Annotated in this window: 11 protein-coding genes, 1 tRNA gene and 1 pseudogene; 8 read left to right on the forward strand and 5 right to left on the reverse strand. The window is 71.8% G+C overall.

Features of this window, described 5'->3' with window-relative positions:
• Window positions 1-91: 91 nt before the first annotated feature.
• A tRNA-Pro gene (locus tag KUM49_RS37580) sits at window positions 92-165 on the forward strand.
• Between the two features lie 284 nt (window positions 166-449).
• Complete coding sequence (locus KUM49_RS37585; protein WP_217241462.1) at window positions 450-2,288, forward strand: ABC transporter ATP-binding protein; 1,839 nt, start codon at window positions 450-452, stop codon at window positions 2,286-2,288.
• 75 nt (window positions 2,289-2,363) lie between these two features.
• On the opposite strand, the gene KUM49_RS37590 is transcribed toward KUM49_RS37585, so the two are convergent.
• Both KUM49_RS37590 and KUM49_RS37595 read right to left on the reverse strand, forming a co-directional pair.
• Window positions 2,364-3,860, reverse strand: a complete 1,497-nt coding sequence (locus KUM49_RS37590) for a tryptophan 7-halogenase (protein ID WP_308406930.1) — start codon at window positions 3,858-3,860, stop codon at window positions 2,364-2,366.
• Entirely contained in the window at window positions 3,860-12,118 is an 8,259-nt protein-coding gene (locus KUM49_RS37595; protein ID WP_217241463.1) for a type I polyketide synthase, read from the reverse strand. The genes KUM49_RS37590 and KUM49_RS37595 overlap by 1 nt, the downstream gene beginning before the upstream one ends.
• Window positions 12,119-12,314: 196 nt before the next feature.
• On the opposite strand from KUM49_RS37595, the gene KUM49_RS37600 reads away from it, so the two are divergent.
• Entirely contained in the window at window positions 12,315-12,977 is a 663-nt protein-coding gene (locus KUM49_RS37600) for an NUDIX domain-containing protein (RefSeq protein WP_217241464.1), read from the forward strand.
• A 125-nt stretch (window positions 12,978-13,102) separates the two neighbouring features.
• Complete coding sequence (locus KUM49_RS37605) at window positions 13,103-14,089, forward strand: aldo/keto reductase (protein ID WP_217241465.1); 987 nt, start codon at window positions 13,103-13,105, stop codon at window positions 14,087-14,089.
• Window positions 14,090-14,132: 43 nt separating this feature from the next.
• On the opposite strand, the gene KUM49_RS37610 is transcribed toward KUM49_RS37605, so the two are convergent.
• Window positions 14,133-14,873, reverse strand: coding sequence for a TetR/AcrR family transcriptional regulator (locus tag KUM49_RS37610; protein WP_217241466.1), 741 nt, complete (start codon window positions 14,871-14,873; stop codon window positions 14,133-14,135).
• 126 nt (window positions 14,874-14,999) lie between these two features.
• On the opposite strand from KUM49_RS37610, the gene KUM49_RS37615 reads away from it, so the two are divergent.
• Complete coding sequence (locus tag KUM49_RS37615; RefSeq protein WP_217241467.1) at window positions 15,000-16,865, forward strand: glycoside hydrolase family 15 protein; 1,866 nt, start codon at window positions 15,000-15,002, stop codon at window positions 16,863-16,865.
• A 281-nt stretch (window positions 16,866-17,146) separates the two neighbouring features.
• On the opposite strand, the gene galE is transcribed toward KUM49_RS37615, so the two are convergent.
• Together galE and KUM49_RS37625 are read right to left on the reverse strand one after the other, a co-directional pair.
• Window positions 17,147-18,196 (reverse strand): UDP-glucose 4-epimerase GalE, encoded by a 1,050-nt coding sequence (galE, locus tag KUM49_RS37620; RefSeq protein WP_217241468.1) that lies wholly within the window; start codon window positions 18,194-18,196, stop codon window positions 17,147-17,149.
• A 335-nt stretch (window positions 18,197-18,531) separates the two neighbouring features.
• Window positions 18,532-18,789, reverse strand: coding sequence for a hypothetical protein (locus tag KUM49_RS37625; protein ID WP_217241469.1), 258 nt, complete (start codon window positions 18,787-18,789; stop codon window positions 18,532-18,534).
• Window positions 18,790-19,285: 496 nt separating this feature from the next.
• On the opposite strand from KUM49_RS37625, the pseudogene KUM49_RS50885 reads away from it, so the two are divergent.
• The 3 genes and pseudogenes from KUM49_RS50885 to KUM49_RS37640 form a co-directional block, all read left to right on the forward strand.
• Window positions 19,286-19,957, forward strand: a pseudogene (locus KUM49_RS50885) (diguanylate cyclase domain-containing protein); the annotation flags it as partial.
• A 103-nt stretch (window positions 19,958-20,060) separates the two neighbouring features.
• Window positions 20,061-20,447 carry an EAL domain-containing protein gene (locus KUM49_RS37635; RefSeq protein WP_217241470.1) on the forward strand — a complete coding sequence of 129 codons (387 nt, stop codon included), beginning with the start codon at window positions 20,061-20,063 and terminating at the stop codon, window positions 20,445-20,447.
• Window positions 20,434-21,169: AMP-binding protein (locus KUM49_RS37640; RefSeq protein ID WP_217241471.1), on the forward strand; the 736-nt coding region annotated here is incomplete at its 3' end. The genes KUM49_RS37635 and KUM49_RS37640, both read left to right, overlap by 14 nt.

Below are 21,169 nucleotides of genomic sequence, written 5' to 3' on the forward strand. Positions count from 1 at the left end.
CCCCTCACCCCCTCCCGCCTTCGGGGGAGGCCTCCGACGTGGGGTAAAGTGCCTTTCGCGCGATCACGTGGGTCACCGCGGGGAAGCGCACCGGGACGTGGCGCAGCTTGGTAGCGCACTTGACTGGGGGTCAAGGGGTCGCAGGTTCAAATCCTGTCGTCCCGACAGGACGAAGGGTCTTCACGGGCGAGAGCCTGTGAGGGCCCTTTTTCGTCGAAGTGCTTGCCGCCGGAAAAAATGCTTGGACGCCGCGTGCACCGTCGCGGGACACTCCGTGCCCGGTCCCTCGTACTCGCACAGTGACGGAGTCGCCACTCTTCGTGCTCCTGCCTCTGCGCAGGACTCGCGAGGAGGGCACTCACGCCAACCCGAAGTCACGCGCGGACACCGACCACGGCACTGCCCGCCGGAACATCTGACGGGCCGCCGTACGACAACACGGGATGGGGATGGAATCGCCTGCAACGCGCGAGGTCCCGCCGGGCAAGGGCCCGGTGCTCCTCGCGCTTCGTTTCTACGGACGGGAACTGGCCCGGCTCCGGTGGCTGACGCTGCCCGGGATGCTGTTGCCCGCCCTCGGCAACATCGGCCTCTACTACATCGCGCCGCTGGTCGTGGCGAAGCTCGTCGGCCGCATCGCCGACGACACCGGCAGCACCGTCGGCTCGGCGCTGCCCTACATCCTCGGGTTCGCCGGCGTCATGCTGCTCGCGGAGGCGCTGTGGCGCGTCGGCCTGCACTGTCTGAACCGGCTCGACGCCCTCGGCATCGAGAACCTGTACGTGATCGGCATGGACGAGCTGTTCGCCAAGGACGCCGCGTTCTTCCACGACAACTTCGCCGGGTCGCTGACCAAGCGGGTGCTGAGCTTCGCCTCCCGTTTCGAGCAGTTCGTCGACACGCTGACGTTCAACGTGGTGGCCAACTTCGTGCCACTGCTGTTCGGGGCGGTGATCCTGTGGCGCTACGAACCGCTCCTCGTGGTCGGACTGCTGGTGATGATCGCGGTGACGGCACTGTGCGTGGTGCCCCTCATCCGGCGCCGCCAGGTGCTCGTCGCCCAGCGCGAGGCGGCGATCGCCCGGGTGTCGGGTCATGTCGCCGACAGCCTGATGAACATGGACACGGTCCGGGCGTTCGCCGCCGAGGAACGCGAGGCCGCGGAACACCGCACCCGTGTCGCGGAGTCCCGGCGGCTGTCGCTGCGGTCGTGGGACTACGGCAACCTGCGTATCGACACGCTGGTCGCACCCTTGTCCGTGCTGACCAACGTGCTGGGCCTGCTGCTCGCGGTCACGCTGGGCGGGGGCGGCAACGGCGTGGAGGCGGTCGTGGTCGCCTTCACGTACTACACCAACGCTACGCGGATCATGTTCGAGTTCAACCAGATCTACCGGCGCCTGGAGAGCGCGATGACGGAGGCCGCGCAGTTCACCGAACTGCTGCTGACCCCGCCGACCGTGCTCGACCCGGTCGCACCGGAGCCGCTGCTGCCCGGGGCCGCCGAGGTCCGCTTCGACAAGGTGACGTTCGCGCACGCGGGAGCGGAGACACTGTTCGACGGCCTCGACCTGACGGTGCCCAGCGGGACGAAGATCGGTCTCGTCGGCCGGTCCGGCGGAGGCAAGACCACGCTCTCCCGGCTGCTGCTGCGGATGACGGACATCGACGCCGGCCGCATCCTGATCGGGGGGCAGGACATCAGCAGGCTGCGCCAGGCGGACCTGCGCAGCCTGATCGCGTACGTGCCGCAGGACCCGGCGATGTTCCACCGCACGCTGCGGGACAACATCGCCTTCGCCCGGCCCGACGCCACCGACGCCGAGATCCGCCGTGCCGCCGAGGCCGCGCACGTCACCGAGTTCGCCGACGCGCTGCCGCACGGCTTCGACACCATGGTGGGTGAACGCGGCATCAAACTGTCCGGCGGACAGCGCCAACGGGTCGCCCTTGCCAGGGCGATCCTGCGCGACGCGCCGGTCCTGCTGCTCGACGAGGCGACCAGCGCGCTGGACTCCGAGAGTGAGCTGCTCGTCCAGGAGGCGCTGTGGCGGCTCATGGAAGGGCGCACGGCTCTCGTGGTGGCGCACCGGCTGAGCACCGTCGCCGGCATGGACCAGCTCGTCGTCCTCGACCGCGGGCGGATCGTCGAGAAGGGAACGCACCAGGAGCTGCTCGCGTCGGACGGCGCCTACGCGAAGCTGTGGCAGCACCAGTCGGGCGGCTTCCTCGACGACAGCCCCGCACGGGCCGACGAGGACAGCCCCGCCCGGGCCGACCTGTTGTGAACACGAGCCCCCAGGGCCGGCCGAGGGCGTACAGCCGCCCGCGGCCGGCCCTGGGGGCCGAGAGGACAGGGGTCGTCACTCGGCCACCCAGGTGAGGCCGTCGTCCGAGGCCACGAGGCCGCCCGGGCGCAGCGGGGTCTCGTCCTCCAACGGGCCGCCGAAGAGGCCCCGTTCCTGCAGGACCGCGCCCTCCTGGAACACCTGGCGGATCGTTGCGGCCTCGAAGAGCGGGTTGCGCAGGCCGTCGGAGTCCGGGAGCCGGCCCACGGCCTTGTCGAGTTCCGTGGCGGCGGCCGTCAGCCGGGCACCCGCCTGCCCGGGCCCGCCGAGTGACGTGTCGCCGGACGCCAGTCCGCCCACCAGGTCCACGAACGCCTCCATCTCCGTGGTGTCGACGTGGGTGACCTTGCGGGCCTTCCAGAAGTACGACCGCTCGTCCTGGTGCATGTCGTAGAAGGAGACCAGGAACTCGTGGAACAGGCCGTACTCGTGCCGGTAGCGGGCCTCGAACTCGTCGAAGAGGCGGCCCTCGTCCAGCGTCCCGGCGAGGCCGCCGTTGATGGACCGGGCCGCGAGCAGGGCGCCGTAGGTGGCGAGATGCACCCCGGAGGACAGGACGGGGTCGACGAAGCACGCCGCGTCGCCGACCAGCACCATGCCGGGCCGCCACAGACTGGACTTCCAGTACGACCAGTCCTTGCGGACCCGCACCTGGTCGTACGGCGTCTCGGTGGCCTGGGGAACGCCGTGCAGGAGGTCACGGACCTCCGGGCACGAGTCGATCAGCCCGCGCCAGGCCGTCACCGGGTCCCGCTGGATCGCGGCGGCGCTGTCCCGGCTCACCACCGCTCCGACGCTCGTGAGGTCGTCCCGGAGCGGGATGTACCAGAGCCAGCCCTCGTCGAAGGCGGCGCAGAAGATGTTGCCGTCGTTGGGTGCCGGGAGCCGCGCGCCCCCCGCGAAGTAGCCGAACACCGCGATGTTCTGGAAGAACTCGGAGTACGTCCGCCTGCCGCCGACCTCGCCGTGGATCCTGCTGCCGTTGCCGGAGGCGTCCACGACGTAGCGGGCACGGGCCTCGCGGACCGCGCCGGACGGGCCGGTCCACTGGACGCCCCGGACGCGTTCCTCGTCGGCGAGCACGCCCTTCACGCGGCAGCCCTCCCGTACGTCCACGCCGACCCGGCGCGCGTTGTCCAGCAGGATCGCGTCGAAGCGGGACCGCTCGACCTGGAAGGCGAACGAGGCCGGGTCGGCCAGCCGGGGGGACAGCGCGAAGGAGAACTGCCACGGCTCCGGGTTCCGGCCCCACCGGAAGGTTCCGCCGCGCTTCGGCTTGAAGCCCGCGCGCGCGACCTCCTCCTCCACGCCCAGGATGCGGCACACCCCGTGCACGGTGGACGGGAGCAGCGACTCGCCGATCTGGTACCTGGGGAACGTCTCCCGCTCCAGAAGCAGGACGCGGTGGCCGCGCAGGGCGACGGCCGACGCGGCGGTCGCCCCGGCCGGGCCGCCGCCCACGACGACCACGTCGAACTCCTCGACCGTCGTCTGCTCATCGATGGGGTTCACTACGCTCCTTCTGCGGTCGGCGCCGACGGAGTGTCCGTGCGGCCGAGGGAGTCGAGCCAGGCGCGGACGGCCGCCGCCGTGGTCGGGGTGTGGTCCTGCATGAACGAGAAGTGGTCGCCGGGTACGTCGACCCGGGCGTGCGGCAGCGGCCAGGAGGTCTGCCACTCGTCCGGGTCCGCTCCCGCCGCCATCTCGGGCGTCGGCTGGGTGGCCCGCACCAGCAGCGTGGGGACGCCGACCGGTTCCGGATCCCAGTCGAGGAACATGCGGGTGTACGCGCCCAGTGCCGCCACACCGGTGTCCTCGTCCCCGGTGAACTGGTTCCCGCCCAGGCGCGGCGCGATGACGGCCGGCAGGGACAGCAGCCAGTCCTTGTCGCTGTTGCCGTTGTTGATCAGATACGTGTCGAGCAGGACCTGGCCGACGGGAGCCCTGCCCATGGCTTCGAGCCGCCGGGTCACGGCATGGGCGACGGCGCCTCCGGTGCACATGCCCACGACCGCGAAGGGGCGGTCGCCGATGTGCCGCAGCACCGTCTCCGCGTGGGTCCGGGCGAGCGTGTCCCGGTCGGCCGGCACGGCACGGCCCGCCCCGATGCCGGGGTGCGGGAGTTCCAGGACGTCCAGCTCGCCCTGGAAGTGGGAGTGGAACCGGGCGAACTCCCCGCCGGGGGCGGCGAAGGGCGGGTGGTACCCGGTGAGGAAGACCAGCACCGGACGTTCGCCGGGGCCCTTCGCGCGCCGCAGTGGCGGCAGGGCGTGCTCCCGGCTGCCGTCCGGCCCGAAGGTCGGGACCGCCCAGGAGGCCGTGACCAGCATGTGCATCGCGGCGGCCACCTGACCTGCCTCGCAGACCCGCCGGTAGAGCGAGGAGAGCGTCTGTGCGGGGCGGTCGTTCGCCGGTGCGCGTTCCGGCTCCGGCGCGTCCTCGGGCAGGTCGTCCAGCAGGCCGAGTACGTGACGGGCGAGCCCCTGGGGCGTCGGGTGCTCGAACACCACGGCGGCCGAGAGCCTGAGCCGCAGCGCCATGCTCAGCCGGTTGCGGACCTGGACCGCCATCAGCGAGTCGAAGCCGAGTTCGGCGAAGGACTTGCCGGCGGGCAGCGCGTCCGCGTCCGGGTATCCGAGCACCACCGCCACGTCGGCGCTCATCAACTTCGCGAGCGCCTCCTGCCGTTGAGCGGCGGGCAGCCCGGCCAGCAGGGTGCGCCAGGCTCCCGGCTGCCAGGACTGGTCCGTACGGGGTGAGGAGCCGGTATCGGCGGTCCCGGTACCAGCGGCGGGCCTGCGCGGAGGCAGCAGTCCGTGCAGGAGCGGTGGCAGGGGCCCCGGGGCGGACCGCAGGGCACCCCGGTCCACCAGGATCGGCGCCAGCACGGGCTCGCCCGCGCCGAGCGCCGCGTCGAACAGGGCCAGGCCCTGCTCCACGGACAACGCCCGGAGCACGTCAGGGGCCCTTCCGCTCGGGGCGCCCGCGCCGGCCATGCCGGCGCCGTGTTCCCAGGGGCCCCACGCCAAGGACACGGCGGGCAGCCCCAGTTGAGTGCGGTGCCGGGCGAGGGCGTCCAGGAAGGAGTTCGCCGCCGCGTAGTTGCCCTGACCGGCGCGGCCGAGCAGGCCGGACACCGAGGAGAACAGGACGAACGCCGACAGGTCCAGATCCCGGGTCAGCTCGTGCAGATGCCAGGCCGCGTCCGCCTTCGGCCGGAGCACCGCCGCCATCCGCTCGGGAGTCAGCGCCGCCAGGACGCCGTCGTCCAGCACTCCGGCGGCATGCACCACGGCGGTCAGCGCGGGCGCGCAGCCCTTGACCACCTCGGCCAGCGCGGCGCGGTCGCCCACGTCACAGGCGACGATCCGCACCTCGGCACCCAACTCCTCCAGCACTCGCCGCAGTTCCTCGGCGTGCGGGGCCTGGGGCCCCTGGCGCCCGGTGAGCAGCAGATGCCGTACGCCGTACGAGGTGACGAGATGCCGGGCGAGTTCCGCACCCAGCGCACCGGTGCCACCGGTGATCAGGACCGTGCCGTCCGGCTCGAAGGCGCCGCGTCCGGTGGGGAGTTCACCGAGGGCTCCCAGCCGAGGAGCCGCCAACTGTCCCTTCTTCGCGGAGAGTTGAGACTCCCCGGTCGCCACCGCCGCGGGAAGCAGCCGTAGCGACTCGGGTCGTCCGTCCACGTCCACGAGGGCGATCCGCCCGGGCAGCTCCGCCTGGGCCGCACGCACCAGCCCCCACACGGCCGCCCCGGCCAGATCCGGCTCCGGCGCGGTCGCGTCCCGCGTGACGACCACCAGGCGTGAGCCCGCCGTCCGTGGGTCGTCCTGCCAGTCCTGCAGGGTTCGGAGCACCCTGCCGGTCAGCAGGTGTACGGCGGGCAGCGGGCCGGTGTCCGTGGCAGGTGCGACCGCCGTGAGCACGACGGTGTCCGGTTCGGGCGCCTCGGCGTCCACGACCTCGGGAAGCAGCCCGCCGAGGTCCAGCTCGTCCGGACCCACGAGCGCCCAGCGTCCGGTGTGCACACGGTGCCGCTCGCCGGCGGGCTGCTCGACGGTGGTCCAGCCCGGGTGCAGCAGGGCGCGTCGCACCACCTCGGCCGCCTGTCCGGCCGCGTCGGCCGGCAGTTCCCGCAGGGTTAGGGCGTCCACCCGCGCCACCGGGCGCCCCGCCGGGTCGGCGAGGGTCACCGACACCGTGTCCGTGCCGCCCGGGGCGACCCGTACGCGTACCTCCGACGCGCCCGCCGCGTACAGGCGTACGCCGTTCCACGCGAACGGCACCCGGACCGCGTCGGTCTCGGGTGCGGAGCCCGCGAGCAGCGGGGCGTGCAGGGCCGCGTCCAGCAGCGCCGGATGAACGGTGTACCGGTCGGCGGACGCCGACTCCGGCTCGGGCAGGCGGACTTCAGCGAACAGTTCGCCGCCCCGCCGCCAGAGTGCCTGTACGCCCCGGAAGGCGGGGCCGTAGGCGAGGCCGCCGTCCGCGAGGCTGTCGTACGCGTCGGCGAGGTCGACCTCGGTCGCGCCCTGGGGCGGCCACACCGCCAGTTCGGTGTCCGGCTGAGCGGTCTCCGTACCGCGGAGTATTCCGGTGGCGTGCCGGGTCCAGGCCGGCTCGGCGTCATCCGTGGCGGGATCGGCGTCGTGTCCGGCCGGTCGGGCGTAGACGTCGACCGGGCGTCGGCCGGACTCGTCCGTCGCGCCCACGACGACCTGGACGCGTACGCCCGTGGCCGCGGGCAGCGGCAGCGGGGCCAGGACCACGAGCTCGTCGAGCGCTCCGCAGCCGACCTCGTCGCCCGCCCGTACGGCCAACTCCACGAACGCCGTCGCGGGGACCAGGACCGTCCCGCCGATCACATGGTCGGCGAGCCACGGGTGGGTCGAGGCGGAGAGCAAACCGGAGAACACCGTCCGGTCGGTGTCCGGCACGGCGAACGCCGGGCCCAGCAGCGGGTGCCCGTGCGGGTCCGCGGCGGCGCCGGGGGTGCGCGGCGCGTCCAGCCAGTACCGCCGCCGCTGGAAGGCGTACGTCGGCAGGTCCACCCGCCGCGCACCAGTGCCCGCGAACACCGCGGGCCAGTCGACGCGCGCCCCGCGCACATGGAGGCGGGCCACGGCGGACAGCAGCGTCCGCGGTTCGTGCTCGCCGCCACGCGTGGCGGCGGCGCACATCGGGGCAGGGCCTTCGCCGTCCTGACCGGGCAGGCAGTCCTCGGCCGCGGCGGTGAGCACGGGGCCGGGGCCGATCTCCAGGAACGCCGACACCCCCTTGTCCCCGAGCCGGCGTACGGCGTCGGCGAACCGCACCGGCAGGCGCGCGTGCCGTACCCAGTACTCCGGCGAACACAGCTCCCCGGCCTCGTCCGGACGGCCCGACACGGCCGAGACCACCGGGATCCGCGGCGGCCGGAAGGACAGCCCCTCCGCAACGTGGCGGAAGTCGTCGAGCATCGGTTCCACCAGAGGCGAGTGGAAGGCATGGCCGACCCGCAGGCGCACGGTCCTGCGGCCACGCGCCTCGAACCCGGCGGCGACCGCGAGCACCGCCTCCACCTCGCCCGAGATCACCACGGAGCGCTGCCCGTTGACGGAGGCGATCGCCACCCGGTCACCGAACTCCGGCAGCACGGCGAGGACTTCGTCCTCCGTCGCGTGCAGCGCCACCATCGCGCCGCCCGCGGGCAGGCCGTGCATCAACCGGCCCCGAGCCGCGACGAGTTCCGCCGCATCGCCGAGATCCAGCACTCCGGCGACGTGGGCCGCCGCCAGTTCCCCGACGGAGTGCCCGGCCAGGAAGTCGGCGCGCACTCCCCAGGACTCCAGCAGCCGGAACAGTGCCACCTCGAAGGCGAACAGCCCGGCCTGGGTGAAGTCAGTACGGTCGAGCAGAGCGGCATCCGGTGTACCCGGCCCGGCGGACAGCACCGCGTCCAGCGGTCGGTCCAGACGGCCGTCCACTGCCCGGCAGACCTCGTCGAACGCCGAGTCGAACGCGGGGAACGCGGCGCGCAACTCGGCTCCCATCCGCGGACGTTGAGCTCCCTGGCCGGTGAACAGGAAGGCCGTACGGACACCGGGATCGGCGACGGCTGGCTCCGCGCCGCCCCTGCCGTCGGCGAGAGCGTTCAGCGCGGCCAGCATCCGGGTGCGGTCGTCGGCCGGCACCATCGCCCGGTGGGCGAGCGGTGCCCTCGACACGGCCAGGGAGTAACCGACGTCGGCCGCCGACAGAGACGGCCGGGCGGCCAAGTGGGCCGCCAGGCGGCCGGCCTGGGCCCGCAGGGCGCTTTCGTCGGCGCCGGAGAGCAGCCAGGGCGCCGGCACCTCGGCGGTGCTCGATCCGGCTCCGGGTGACTTCGTATCGGGCGACTGTGTTTCGAGCGACTGTGTATCGGTCGCATGCGTATCGGTCGTATGCGTACCGGTCGTATGCGTATCGGCCGACTGCCTATCGGTCGCATGCGCATCGGTCGGCTGTGGAGGCTCTTCCAGAATCACGTGTGCATTGGTGCCGCCGATGCCGAAGGCCGACACCCCGGCCCGGCGCGGTCCGGCGTCCTTCGCGGGCCACGGGCGGGCCTCGGTGAGCAGTTCCACCCGGCCCGCCGACCAGTCGACGTGCGGGGTGGGCGTCTGCGCGTGCAGCGTGCGCGGAAGTTCCTCGTGCCGCATGGCCTGCACCATCTTGATGACCCCGGCGACGCCGGCGGCCGCCTGGGTGTGCCCGAGGTGGGACTTCACCGAGCCCAGCCACAGCGGCGGCCGGTTCTCGGCGCGTCCCTGGCCGTAGGTGGCCAGCAGGGCCTGCGCCTCCAAAGGGTCGCCGAGCGTGGTGCCCGTACCGTGCGCCTCCACCGCGTCCACGTCGTCCGCGCGGAGCCCGGCGTCGGCCAACGCCCGTGTGATCAGGCGCCGTTGGGCCTGGCCGCTCGGGGCGGTGAGTCCGTTGGACGCGCCGTCCGAGTTGACGGCGGAGCCGCGCAGCACGGCCAGTACGGGGTGGCCGTTGCGCCGGGCGTCGGACAGCCGCTCCAGCAGGACCAGTCCCGCGCCCTCGCCCCACGCGGTGCCGTCCGCCGAGGCCGAGAACGACTTGCAGCGGCCGTCGGGGGAGAGGCCGCGCTGGCGGCTGAACGCGGTGAACGGCTTCGGCGTCGCCATCACCGTCACCCCGCCGGCCAGGGCCAGGGAGCACTCGCCGGAGCGCAGTGCCTGCGCCGCCCAGTGCAGCGCCACCAGTGAGGAGGAGCACGCGGTGTCGATCGTGATCGAGGGACCGTGCAGGCCGTACACGTAGGAGATCCGGCCGGAGGCCACGCTGCCGGCCGAACCCAGGCCCAGATGGGCCTCCAGTTCGTGCCGGGTGAAGCGGGTGGAGTAGTCGCCGTACATCACGCCGACGAAGACGCCCGTGTCGCTCTCGCGCAACGCCGTCGGGGCGATGCCCGCGCGCTCCCACAGCTCCCACGAGGTTTCGAGGAGCAGCCGCTGCTGCGGGTCCATCGACAGCGCCTCGCGCGGCGAGATCCCGAACAGGTCCGCGTCGAACTCCGCGGCCCGGTGCAGGAATCCGCCGGTGCGGGCGTACGAGGTGCCGACCCGGTCCGGATCGGGGTCGTACAGGGCGGCCAGGTCCCAGCCCCGGTCGGTGGGAAAGCCGGAGATCGCGTCCTCGCCCTGCGACACCAGCCGCCAGAGGTCCTCGGGGGAGTGGACGTCGCCGGGGTAACGGCAGCTCATGGCGACGATCACCACCGGATCGTCCGGGCGCGCTTCCGCTGTGGAGGGCGCCGGGGCGGCGGACACCGGCGCGAAGAGGGTGCCGTGCAGGTGCCGGGCCAGCGCGGCCGGGGTGGGGTGGTCGAAGACCAGCGTCGAGGGGAGCCGCAGGCCGGTCGCCTCGCCGAGCCGTTCGATCAGCGTGAGGGCCCCCACGGAGGTCAGCCCGAGGTCGGTGAAGGGGAGCTCGGCGTCCGGATCGAGGGAGGGCGTATGCCCGTCGAGCGGTCCGAGCGGTCCGAGAGGTTCGTGCGGTCCGGCGCCGCAGGCTGCCGCCGTCTCCGCGAGCACCGCCTCGCGCAGCGCGCGTTCCCGCCCCTCCGGCGGCAGCGTCAGCAGCCGTCGGCGCAGGGCTCCGTCGGCCGCCGTCGGGGCGGGGAGGGCCGGGCGGACGTCGGACGCCGGCCGGGACAGGTCCGGCAGGAGGGCGTGCCGGGCGGTCTTGCCGGACGCCGTACGCGGGACGGCCGCGATCTCGCGGATCTCGACAGGCAGCTTGTACTCGGCCAGCCGGGCGCGGCACGCGGCCAGCGCCTGCCGGGGGTCGAACCCCTCCGGTCCCGGGACGACGTACGCCACCGGCACCTCGCCGAGCACGTCGTGCGGCCTGCCCACCACCACCGCGTCCCGCACGCCGGGACAGTGCAGCAGGACCTGCTCGATCTCCGTGGGGTGGATGTTCTCGCCGCCACGGATGATCAGTTCGCTGACCCGGCCGGTGAGGGTGAGATGACCGTGCTCGACGCGCCGGCCGAGGTCACCGGTGCGGTACCAGCCGTCCCGCAGCGCGGCCTCCGTCGCCTCGGCCTGGTGGTGGTAACCGCTCATGAGACCAGGCCCGCGCACCCAGATCTCGCCCTCGTCGCCGTCCGTGACATCGTTGCCGGAGCCCGGATCGACGAGCCGTACGTCCATTCCCGGGACCGGCGGCCCGCAGGACCCGTCGACGCGCGGCCCGTCCGGCCGGTTCACCGCGATCATGCCGCAGGTCTCGGTGCTGCCGTAGGCGTCGAGCAGCGGCGCCCCCAGAAGCTCCCCGACCGCTCGGCGCAGGGCGGGCGCGCTCGGGGCGCCCGCCACGACACACGTCCGCAGACCCGGCACGGGCGTCGCGTCCTCGGCCGCCGACGCCATCAGCTGGTGGTAGACGGCGGGCACACCGGCCAGGACCGTGTAGGGGCCGCCGAGGGCTTCGTGAGGTGTGCGCAGCTCGCGCAACAGGCCGCCGGGCGGCAGGAGTTCACCGGTGATCCGCGCACTTGCGCCGACGGCGGTGACCCCCAGGATGGCCAGCGAGTGACCGAAACTGTGGAACAGCGGGAGCGGCCAGAGCAGCCGGTCCTCGGGCGAGAGGCCGAAGATCGGGGCGTAACACGCCGCCACCGACCACAGGGCAGCGCGCTGCGTGGACAGCACGCCCTTTGGGCGGTGGGTGGTGCCGGAGGTGTAGAGCATCCAGGCCGGCTCGTCGAGTCCGAGGTCGTCCCGGGGCGGTCCGCAGTCGTCGGCCTCGGCCTCGACCGCAGCCGAGTAGAGGACCGTCCCGTCGGGGGCGTCCGCCGGGACCGGCCCCGCGCCGGTGAGCAGGACGCGCGTACGGCCGGGCCCGAAACCCGCGCGGTGCAGCCGGGCCAGGTGCGCGGAGTCGGTGACGAGGACCGAAGCCCCGCTGTCCTCGAGGAAATGGGCGAGTTCGGCTTCGGAGGACCGCGGGTTGAGCGGCACGCCGACCGCCCCTGCCCGGACCGTGGCCAGGACACTCTCCACCATCTCCACGCAGTTGCCCAGACAGACCGCGACCCGGTCCCCGCGCCGCACGCCCGCCCGGGCGAGATACCCGGCCAGCCGGCCGGTGCGCCGCTCCAACTCCGCGTAGGTGACGCTGCGCACGTCGTCGGCGTACGCCACGCGTAACGGCCATTTCCCGGCGTGCGCCCTCAGTAACTCCGGCAGCGGCCGGATCAGCCCGTTGCGCGTCATGTACCCACCCTTCCGGCACGTGTCGCGGCACGGCCGACGTGAAAGTCCCTGCGTATCAGCGTCGTCGAGCCTACGGTCCGGCCGGTCCGATGATCGTGTGTTTCGGCGACCGGCGTTGCGGAACGTGCCGGCGCCGCAGGATGGTAGAAGCGAGCATGACCAACTTGCACTCTCCCTCGTCCGCGGCGGGTATCCGATGACCGCCGGTATCGACACCCCCGACCGCCGGGGCCGCACCGGACTCGACCGCACCGGCCGGGACCTCACCGGAAACCCGCGGGTCAAGGTGCGGGACGTGACCCTCCTGTCCAGCCACTGGTACGTCGAGCGGACCACCGCCTTCGACTTCCAGCACGCCGACGGCACCTGGAGCACCCAGGAGCGCGAGACGCACGACCGCGGCAACGGGGCCACCATGCTGCTGTACGACGCCGCACGCGAAACCGTGCTGCTCACCCGCCAGTTCCGCTTCCCGGTGTACGTCAACGGCCACCCGGACGGCCTGCTGGTCGAGACCCCGGGCGGGCTGCTCGACGACGAGGACGAGCACCCGGAGATCGCCGTACGCCGGGAAGTCGTCGAGGAGACCGGCCACACCATCGGCGAGGTCCAGCACGTCTTCGACGTCTACATGAGTCCCGGCTCGGTCACCGAACGCGTCAGCTTCTACGCCGCCTCCTACGGCCCCTCGACCCGCACCCATGAAGGGGGCGGTCTGGGGGAGGAGGGCGAGGACATCGAAATCCTCGAACTGCCCTTCCGCCGGGCCCTGGAGATGATCCGCACCGGGGAGATCGCCGACGCGAAGACGATCATGCTGCTGCAGTGGGCGGCTTTGGAAGGGCCGTTCGCCCGCTGACCGAGGCGGCGGACCGGCACCGCTCTCCTTCGTCAACTCTCCACGCATAGCCTTGACTTGAAGAGCACTCGAAGATGAAGACTCCCGTTCGTGCCCCGAATGAGGGCGCGAACGGGAGGATCATCATGAAGTACCGCACCATCGCCAGTGCCCCGGACAACCGCCGCGAGGTGAGCGTGCTCGCCCTCGGCGCGATGCTGTTCGGCTCCCGGACCGACGAGGAGACCTCCTTCGCCGTGCTCGACCGCTATGTCGAGGCCGGCGGGACCTTCATCGACACGTCCGACAACTACGCCTTCTGGACCGACGGCGGCCAGGGCGGACAGAGCGAGGAACTGCTCGGCCGCTGGCGGCGCAGCCGCGGCATCGGCGACGAGGTCTTCATCGCCACCAAGCTCGGCGCCCGCCCCCTGGCCCCCGGCACGAGCTACGTCGACAACGCGGAGGGCCTGTCGGCGAAGGTGATCCGAGAGTCGGCGGAGCGCAGCCGCGAGCGCCTGGGCGTCGAGAAGCTGGACCTGCTCTACGCCCACATCGAGGACCACACCGTCCCGCTGGAGGAGACGGTCGAAGGCTTCGCCGCGCTGGTCGCGGAGGGCGCGGTCGGCCTGCTCGGCGTCAGCAACCACGCCGTCTGGCGGGTGGAACGGGCCCGCGCGCTGGCGGCCACCGTCGGTCTGCCCGGCTACGACGTCCTCCAGTACGAGCACAGCTACCTCCGGCCCCGCACCGACATACCCGGTGACCTCTTCCCCGACGGCACGCTGGGCGCGGCGGGACCGGACCTGTTCAGCTACCTGAGGGCCGAGCCCGCCCTGACCCTGGTCGCCTACTCCCCCCTCCTGAAGGGCACGTACGCGCACCCCGGCCGACCGCTTCCGCCGGGCTACGACCACCCGGGCACCCCGGCCCGCCTCGCGGCCCTGCGCGATGTGGCCCGGGAGACGGGTGCGACGGTCAACCAGGTCGTCCTGGCCTGGCAGATGGGCGGCGAACTGCCGATCATCCCGTTGGTCGGGGTGTCGTCGGTGGCACAACTGGAGGAGAACCTGGCGGCGGTGGAGCTGGAGCTGACGGGGGAGCAGCGGAGGCGGCTGGACGAGGCCCACTGACGGCGACCGTCGTACACCCCACCTCCTGATGGGCCCCTGCTCCTCACTCCGCCTCGACGAACCGGTCGAGCAACGCGTCCAGCCCCGCCGCCAGCCCCTCCGGCCCTCCGCGCTCTGCGAGCGCGGGGGCGACGTCCCGGAGTACGGGCAGTTCCTGCGACGGCATGCGGTGCAGACCCAGGCGGAACGCCGGGTCCGACTCGTCGGGGTTGTCCACCATCGCCCGCAGCTCCCCGGACACATAGCCGAGGAGCCAGGCGGTGAAGGCCCGGAAGGCGGCGGCCGCGCTGTCGTTGTCGAGCCCGGCCTCCCGCAGCAGCACGAGCACCCGCTCGTGGTCCCTGAGCACGGCGAGCGGCCGACGGGCCAGTGGGACCGCCAGCATGCGCGCGGCCAGCAGCGGGACCGCCTGCGGGTGGTCAAGGCTGACGTCGTAGGTGGCCCGGGCGATGCGGTGGAGTCCGGTGCGCCAGTCGGGTGCCCCGGCGTCGTCGCCGACGAGACGTTCCTCCAGTTCGAGATGGAGGGCCTCGACCAGGCCGTCCAAGAGGGCCTCCTTGCTCGCCGCGTACCGGTAGAGCGCCATTGCTTCCACACCCAGCTCGGCCCCCAGTCGGCGCATGCTCAGGGCCGACAGTCCCTCCCGGTCCACCAGCTCCAGGGCGCTGGCCAGCACACGCTCCCGGCTGAGCCGTCCGTAACGGCCGCGATCGGCGGCGCGGCGCGCCGGACCTGCTCCGGCCGCGTCGTTGTCGCCCAGTGCCCCGGCCTGCTCCTTGGCCATGCTTTGCCTCCGGTGATCGACCCGTGTCCTGCCCGTATTGACTCTATGCGCCTGTGGGAGGAATGTGTATGTATACGTTGTAAATATACGGCATCTGATAGATGGCTGGGAACAGAGGCATCGGTCATGAGCACACCCATCGAGGACTACGCCCTCCTCAGCGACCTGGAAACCGCCGCCATGGTTGGCAGGAACGGGTCTGTCGACTGGCTGTGCCTGCCCCGCTTCGACTCACCGGCCTGTCTGGCCGCACTGGTCGGCACGCGGGACAACGGGTTCTGGCGGGTGGCTCCGACAGCCTCCGACCTCTGCACGCGCCGGGCGTACCGCCCGGACACGCTGGTCCTGGACTCCGTGTGGGAGACCGAGGACGGGGCGGTACGGGTCACGGATTTCATGCCACCGCGGTCCCAGGTGCCCTGTCTCGTCCGTGTGATCGAAGGGCTGTCGGGTGCCGTGCCGGTGCGCAGCGAACTGTGCCTGCGCTTCCACCAGGGACGGGTCGTGCCGTGGATCCGGATAGCCGACCAGTGCAGCGTCGCGGTCGCTGGCCCGGACTCCGTGTGGCTGAGCGCCGACGGCCAGGTGCGGGCGCTCGGCAGCGAGGGTTCCACGGTTCTCGAGTTCACGGTCCAGGCCGGCCAACGGCTGGCCCTGACGCTCGTGTGGGCGCCCTCGCACCGGCCCGCGCCGCCCGCACCGCTGTCCGTCCCGGCGGAGACGGCGCTGAAGCAGACCGGCGACTTCTGGCGCCACTGGACCGCCCAGTGCCGCTACGAGGGGCCGTGGCGGGACGCGGTGGTCCGTTCTCTGATCACGCTCAAGGCGCTCACCTACGCCCCCACGGGAGGCGTCGTCTCCGCGCCGACCACTTCGCTGCCGGGGTGCATCGGAGGCGAACGCAACTGGGACTACCGGTACTGCTGGCTGCGGGACTCCACGCTGACCCTGTCCTGCCTGCTGCGCAGCGGCTACCGGGAGGAGGCGACGGCATGGCTGGACTGGCTGGTGCGGGCCATCGCCGGCGATCCCGCGGATCTGCAGACCGTGTACGGCGTCGGCGGGCAGCGGCTGCTTCCCGAGACCGAGGCGTCCTGGCTGTCCGGCTACGAGGGATCGCGGCCGGTCCGCTTCGGGAACTCCGCGGTCGGTCAGTTCCAGCTGGACGCGTACGGCGAGGTCATGGACACGCTCTGCCTGTCGCTGCAGGCGGGCATCCAACTGCCGGCCCACGTGTGGAATCTGATCGAGGAGCTGATGGGCTTCCTGCAGCGGCACTGGCGTGAGCCGGACCAGGGACTGTGGCAGATGCGCGGGCCGCGGCGACAGTTCGTGCACTCCAAGGTCATGGTGTGGGTGGCGGCCGACCGCGCTCTGCGTATGGGCAGACTGCTCGGCCGCAACGGAGCTTCGGCCGAGTGGCGGGCCATGCGGGACGAGGTGCACCGGGAGGTCTGCCGGGAGGGATGGGACGCGAAGCAGGGGGCCTTCGTGCAGTCCTACGGGTCGTCTGACCTGGACGCCTCGGCTCTGCTGATGTCCAGACTCGGCTTCCTGCCCGCCCGGGACCCGAGGGTGCGCGGCACCGTCCGGGCGATGCGCGCGCTGGACGACAGCGGCTTCGTGCGGCGGTACGAGCAGAGTCCCCGGGGGGTGCATGACGTGGACGGCATGCCCGGCCGGGAGGGCGCGTTCGTCTCGTGTTCCCTGTGGTACGCGCACGCCCTCGCGGCGGTCGGCCACGCGGAACAAGCCAGGGAGGCCTTCGAGCGGGTCCTGGCCGTTCGCAACGACGTCGGGATGCTGTCGGAGCAGTGGGATCCCGCCGCCGGGCGACAACTGGGCAACACACCCAAGGCGTTCAGTCACATCGCCTTGGTGGAGACGGCGTTCGCCCTGTCACCAGCGCCGTTCCCGAGCTCCTCGGATCCACACGCGACATCCAGTCCACGACGCCGGCCGGCCCGGCGAGCGGTGACGTCGATGCGGTAGGGGCATGTTCCCCGTGAGCGCCGCCACCGAGTGCCTGCCCCCTGTTCGAAGCCGCAGCCGATGGTGGTCGGCGCGTCCTGCTGTGCCACTCCTCGATGCCCTCGGCGATCACCTGCAGACAGAGCGTGTCGGCCATGCGGACCATTGCTGTACGGGCAGGTGACCCTCACGACCAGTGGGAGATGGGCGGCCATCAGCCGACGGGTGGGCAGCTTGAGGCACGAACCTCCCCAGGGCGCGGGACACCGGGTGGCGCAGTCCGCGGGGGTCTGTCACCACCACTATCCCTTCGTTCGCCGAGCGGTCCGGGCGTAGCCGTGTGGGTTGAGCCGCTGGAACTCCCAGGCGTCCCGGCACATGTCGTCGAGGTGCCGGGTGGGGCGCCAGCCCCAGACGCGGGTCATGGCGCTCGCGTCGGCGACGACTTCGGCCACGTCGCCGGGACGGCGCGGCGCGACCTCGTAGGGGATGTGCTTGTCGCTCGCCGTGGAGAACGCGGCGACGACGTCGAGAACCGAACGGCCCTCGCCGAGGCCGAGGTTGTACACGTGCATGCCCGGAGCGTCGGCGAGATGGTCGAGGGCGAGGCGGTGTGCCTCGACGGTGTCCATGACGTGGACGTAGTCGCGGACCGCGGTGCCGTCATGCGTGGGGTAGTCGGCGCCGAAGACACGCAGCCGTTCCCGTCGCCCGATGGCGACCTGTGCCACGTACGGCATGAGGTTGTCCGGGACGCCGCGTACGTCCTCGCCGAGCAGTCCGCTGGGGTGGGCGCCGGCCGGGTTGGAGTACCGCAGGCACAGCACGGTGTACTCGGGGCGGCGGCGGCATACGTCGGAGAGGAGTTGCTCGCAGATCCACTTCGAGGCCGCGTACGGGTTGGTGGGCTGCGCGGGGGTGGACTCGCCGACCGGGACCGGTCCGCTCTCGCCGTAGACCGCGCAGGACGATGCGTACACCAGTTGGTGCACTCCGTGGTCGTGCATCGTCCGCAGGAGGGAGGTCGTGCCGCCGACGTTGTTGTCGTAGTACTCCTCGGGGCTGCGCATCGACCTGCTTACGGACTTGTCCCCCGCGAAGTGCATGACGGCGTCCACCGAGTGCCGGTCGAAGACCGCCGCCAGGGCGGGCCGGTCACGGATGTCCAGTTCGTAGAGGGCCCCGACGAAGCGGCCGGCGAGCCGCTCCACACGGGTGAAGGCTCGCGGCGAACTGTTGGAGTAGTTGTCGACGACGATCAACTCGTAGCCGTGGTCCAGTAGTTCGACGCAGGCGTGACTGCCGATGAAACCGGCCCCACCGGTGACGAGGATGGTCGACGGTGCGTTCATGGCCCGCTCCCGTCTGTGCCGGCTGCGGTCGGGGGCTGCCCAGGACAGGCGGCGTATGTTTACGACGTATACGTACGACTTTCCTCCCCTCGCCACGGAGAGTCAAGAGCTGCCGGACGGGCGGTGCAGCGCACGGGCCCCGCATCGAGCGCCGGCTCCAGCGAGTACGCGGTGTGCAGCAGTCGCGGTGACTCCCGGTGGATCTCCGCCCACCGGAACCTGACGAGCGCGCTCTATGCCGGGCATGGAGCCCGCTACTGCCGCCGCGACATACAGCGTCCAGTGTGGGGCGGCGTACCGGGCGCACAGCAGCAGCGCCCAGATGGCGGCGCCCGTCACGGCCGTCGCCGGAGGACGATCCGGCGCTGGCCATGGCGGTCGACGAGCCGGGAGATCTGCGGTCCGATCACCGCGGTGGCGAGCGCTTGCGTGGCGGAGACCGAGCCGGCGAGCCAGTACTCCCCGCCGAGCTGCGACAACATGGTGACTATGCCGATCATCGACAGCGGAAGGCGTGAAATGAAGCCCACGGCGGACAAGAGCAGACTGGACTGCCTGCGGGAGAGAAAGATCCGGCGGTAATCGGAGAGCATGGGGACTCCATGCTCAGTCAGGAACCCATCGTCACTGGGTGGATCCGGTCGGGTTCCCGCGTCCTCCATTTTCACGCATGGCGCGGTATCTTGCGACCCCAAGCGGTATCTCTCCGTGCGCGTGCGGGAAATGGCGAGCCGAGTAAGCTGGTTTGAAGACACGTCGATGTCTCGGCGAGAAGGAGCCCGCATACCGGCGACCGTGTATATCGGTGACCGCGTATACCGGTGATCGTGTTCACAGGCGACCAGGGGAAAGTCCCGATACTGGAGAATTCTCCTTCGTCGGCCCGCTCCCACGGGCCTCTCCGCCGTCGCCCGGCGCCGTTCGCCCAGCTCGGTCCGCCCGACGAGTGGCCCTTGCAGGAGGTGAGTTGGGGTGAACGCGCGACTGCGAAGCCAGGCCTCGATGGCCGCCGTCAGTGCGTGCATCGTCGCGCTGACCGCGTTCTACTACACATTTCCTGAACAGCCGCTGATTTTCGTCGTGATTGGAATGACCGGCGTCATCGGTATTGTCCTGGGTGTCTTTCTCAAGACTCTCGCCGCGCAGACAGGACTTGTCGTGGCGCGGGTCGTCCTTGCCCAGGAGGTCGACCGGCGCAACAGCGAGGCGTACTTCCGCACGCTGGTGCAGAACGCCTCCGAGGTCATCCTGATCCTCGACGACGACGACCGGGTCCGTTACGCCAGCCCCTCCGTCGGCCAGGTGCTCGGCGTTCCGGACCTGGAGGGCACCCAGATCATCGATCCGGTGCCGCCACAGAACAGCCGCGCGGTGGTCGAGACGCTCGGCCGGATGCGGAGCGGCGAGAACCAGAGCAGGCGCGAGCACTGGCGCATGGTCCGCGCCGACCGGTCGTCCATCGAGGTCGAGGTGAGGTGGAGCGACCTGCGTGAGGAGGCGACCGTCGGTGGGGTGGTGCTCACTCTGCAGGATGTGACCGAGCAGCGAAAGCTGGAACGCGAACTCACCCACCAGGCGTTCCATGACTCTCTCACCGGCCTGGCCAACCGCGTGCTCTTCCAGGACCGGGTCAGCCACGCACTGGTGCAGGCTCAGCGCGACGGCACGGTGGTCGGCGTGCTCTTCCTCGACGTGGACGACTTCAAGGTCGTCAACGACATGCACGGCCACGGCGTGGGCGACGAACTCCTGGTCGCGCTGGCACTCCGGCTGCAGACCACCGTCCGTGCCTCCGACACCGCAGCTCGCATCGGAGGGCGACGAGTTCGCGATGTTGGTGGAGGGCTCCGTTTCGCCGGCGGGCGTGGAGCGGTTCACCGAACACGTCAAGTCGTTCGTCGACGAACTCGGGCGCTCGCCCGGACAGTACGCCCTGGTCGAGGGCATCACTCATCTCGCGGGCACACTCGGCCTCACGGTGATCGCCGAAGGGGTGGAGAACGTGAGGCAGCAGGAGTTGCTGATTTCCATGGGGTGCCGGTTCAGCCAGGGGTACCTCTTCGCCGAGCCGGTGAGCGCCGAGGAGGCGGAGCAGCTCATCCTGGCGCCGCCGCTCGGCCGCCTGGCCGGGTTGCCCGGGGCGCCCGCGGAACGGAAGCGGGGACAAGAGCGGCAGCCCTCTCCCGGAGGGGCGCAGGTGCGCTCCGCAGGAGGCCGCGCGAGGCAGGAGGCCCAAGGTGACGGAACCTGAGCACCCGTCGGCAGAGTCGGCTGCGCTGTGTGTCGTGCTGCGCAACGACGAGGAGCAGTACGCGATCTGGCCCGCCGATCGCCGGATTCCGGCCGGGTGGCGTCGGATCGGCGGACCTGCGTCCGCCGCGTGGTGCGGAAGCCAGGTCGACCGCCTGTGGACCGACATGCGGCCCGTAAGCGCCCGCGCCGAGCGACCGCCCCCTGGATCCGGGCCGAGCACCGTGGCCGAGCTGGTCCGCAAGCAGGCGCGGCGTGAGCCGTCGGCTCTCGCGGTGCTCTCGGACGAGGGCCGGCTCAGCTATGCCGAGTTGACCGGCCGCGCCGACTGGCTTGCCCAGGAACTGCGTGAGTCGGACGTCGACGCGGAGTCCGTCGTCACCGTGTGCCTCGACCGCGTGCCCGAGCTGATCGTCGCGCTGCTGGCGGTGCTGAGCTCCGGCGGCGCGTTCCTGCCCCTCGACCCGGCGACTCCACGGCAACGGATGGCCCAACTGGTCAAGGAGACCGGCTCACGCCACATCATCTCGAGCCGCGAGCACGCCCCGGTGTTCGCCGGGTGCGATGCGCGGATCGTCTACGCCGGGGGCGCCGGGGATCCGGCTACGCAGGCGCCGCCGGCGGGACCGCGGCCGGCCCGCGGCCCCCGGCCGGACGACCTCGCCTACGTGATCTACACCTCCGGATCCACCGGGCCCCCCAAGGGGGTGATGATCAGCCACC

This window comes from Streptomyces sp. AC555_RSS877 (assembly GCF_019049245.1).
Lineage (GTDB): Bacteria > Actinomycetota > Actinomycetes > Streptomycetales > Streptomycetaceae > Streptomyces.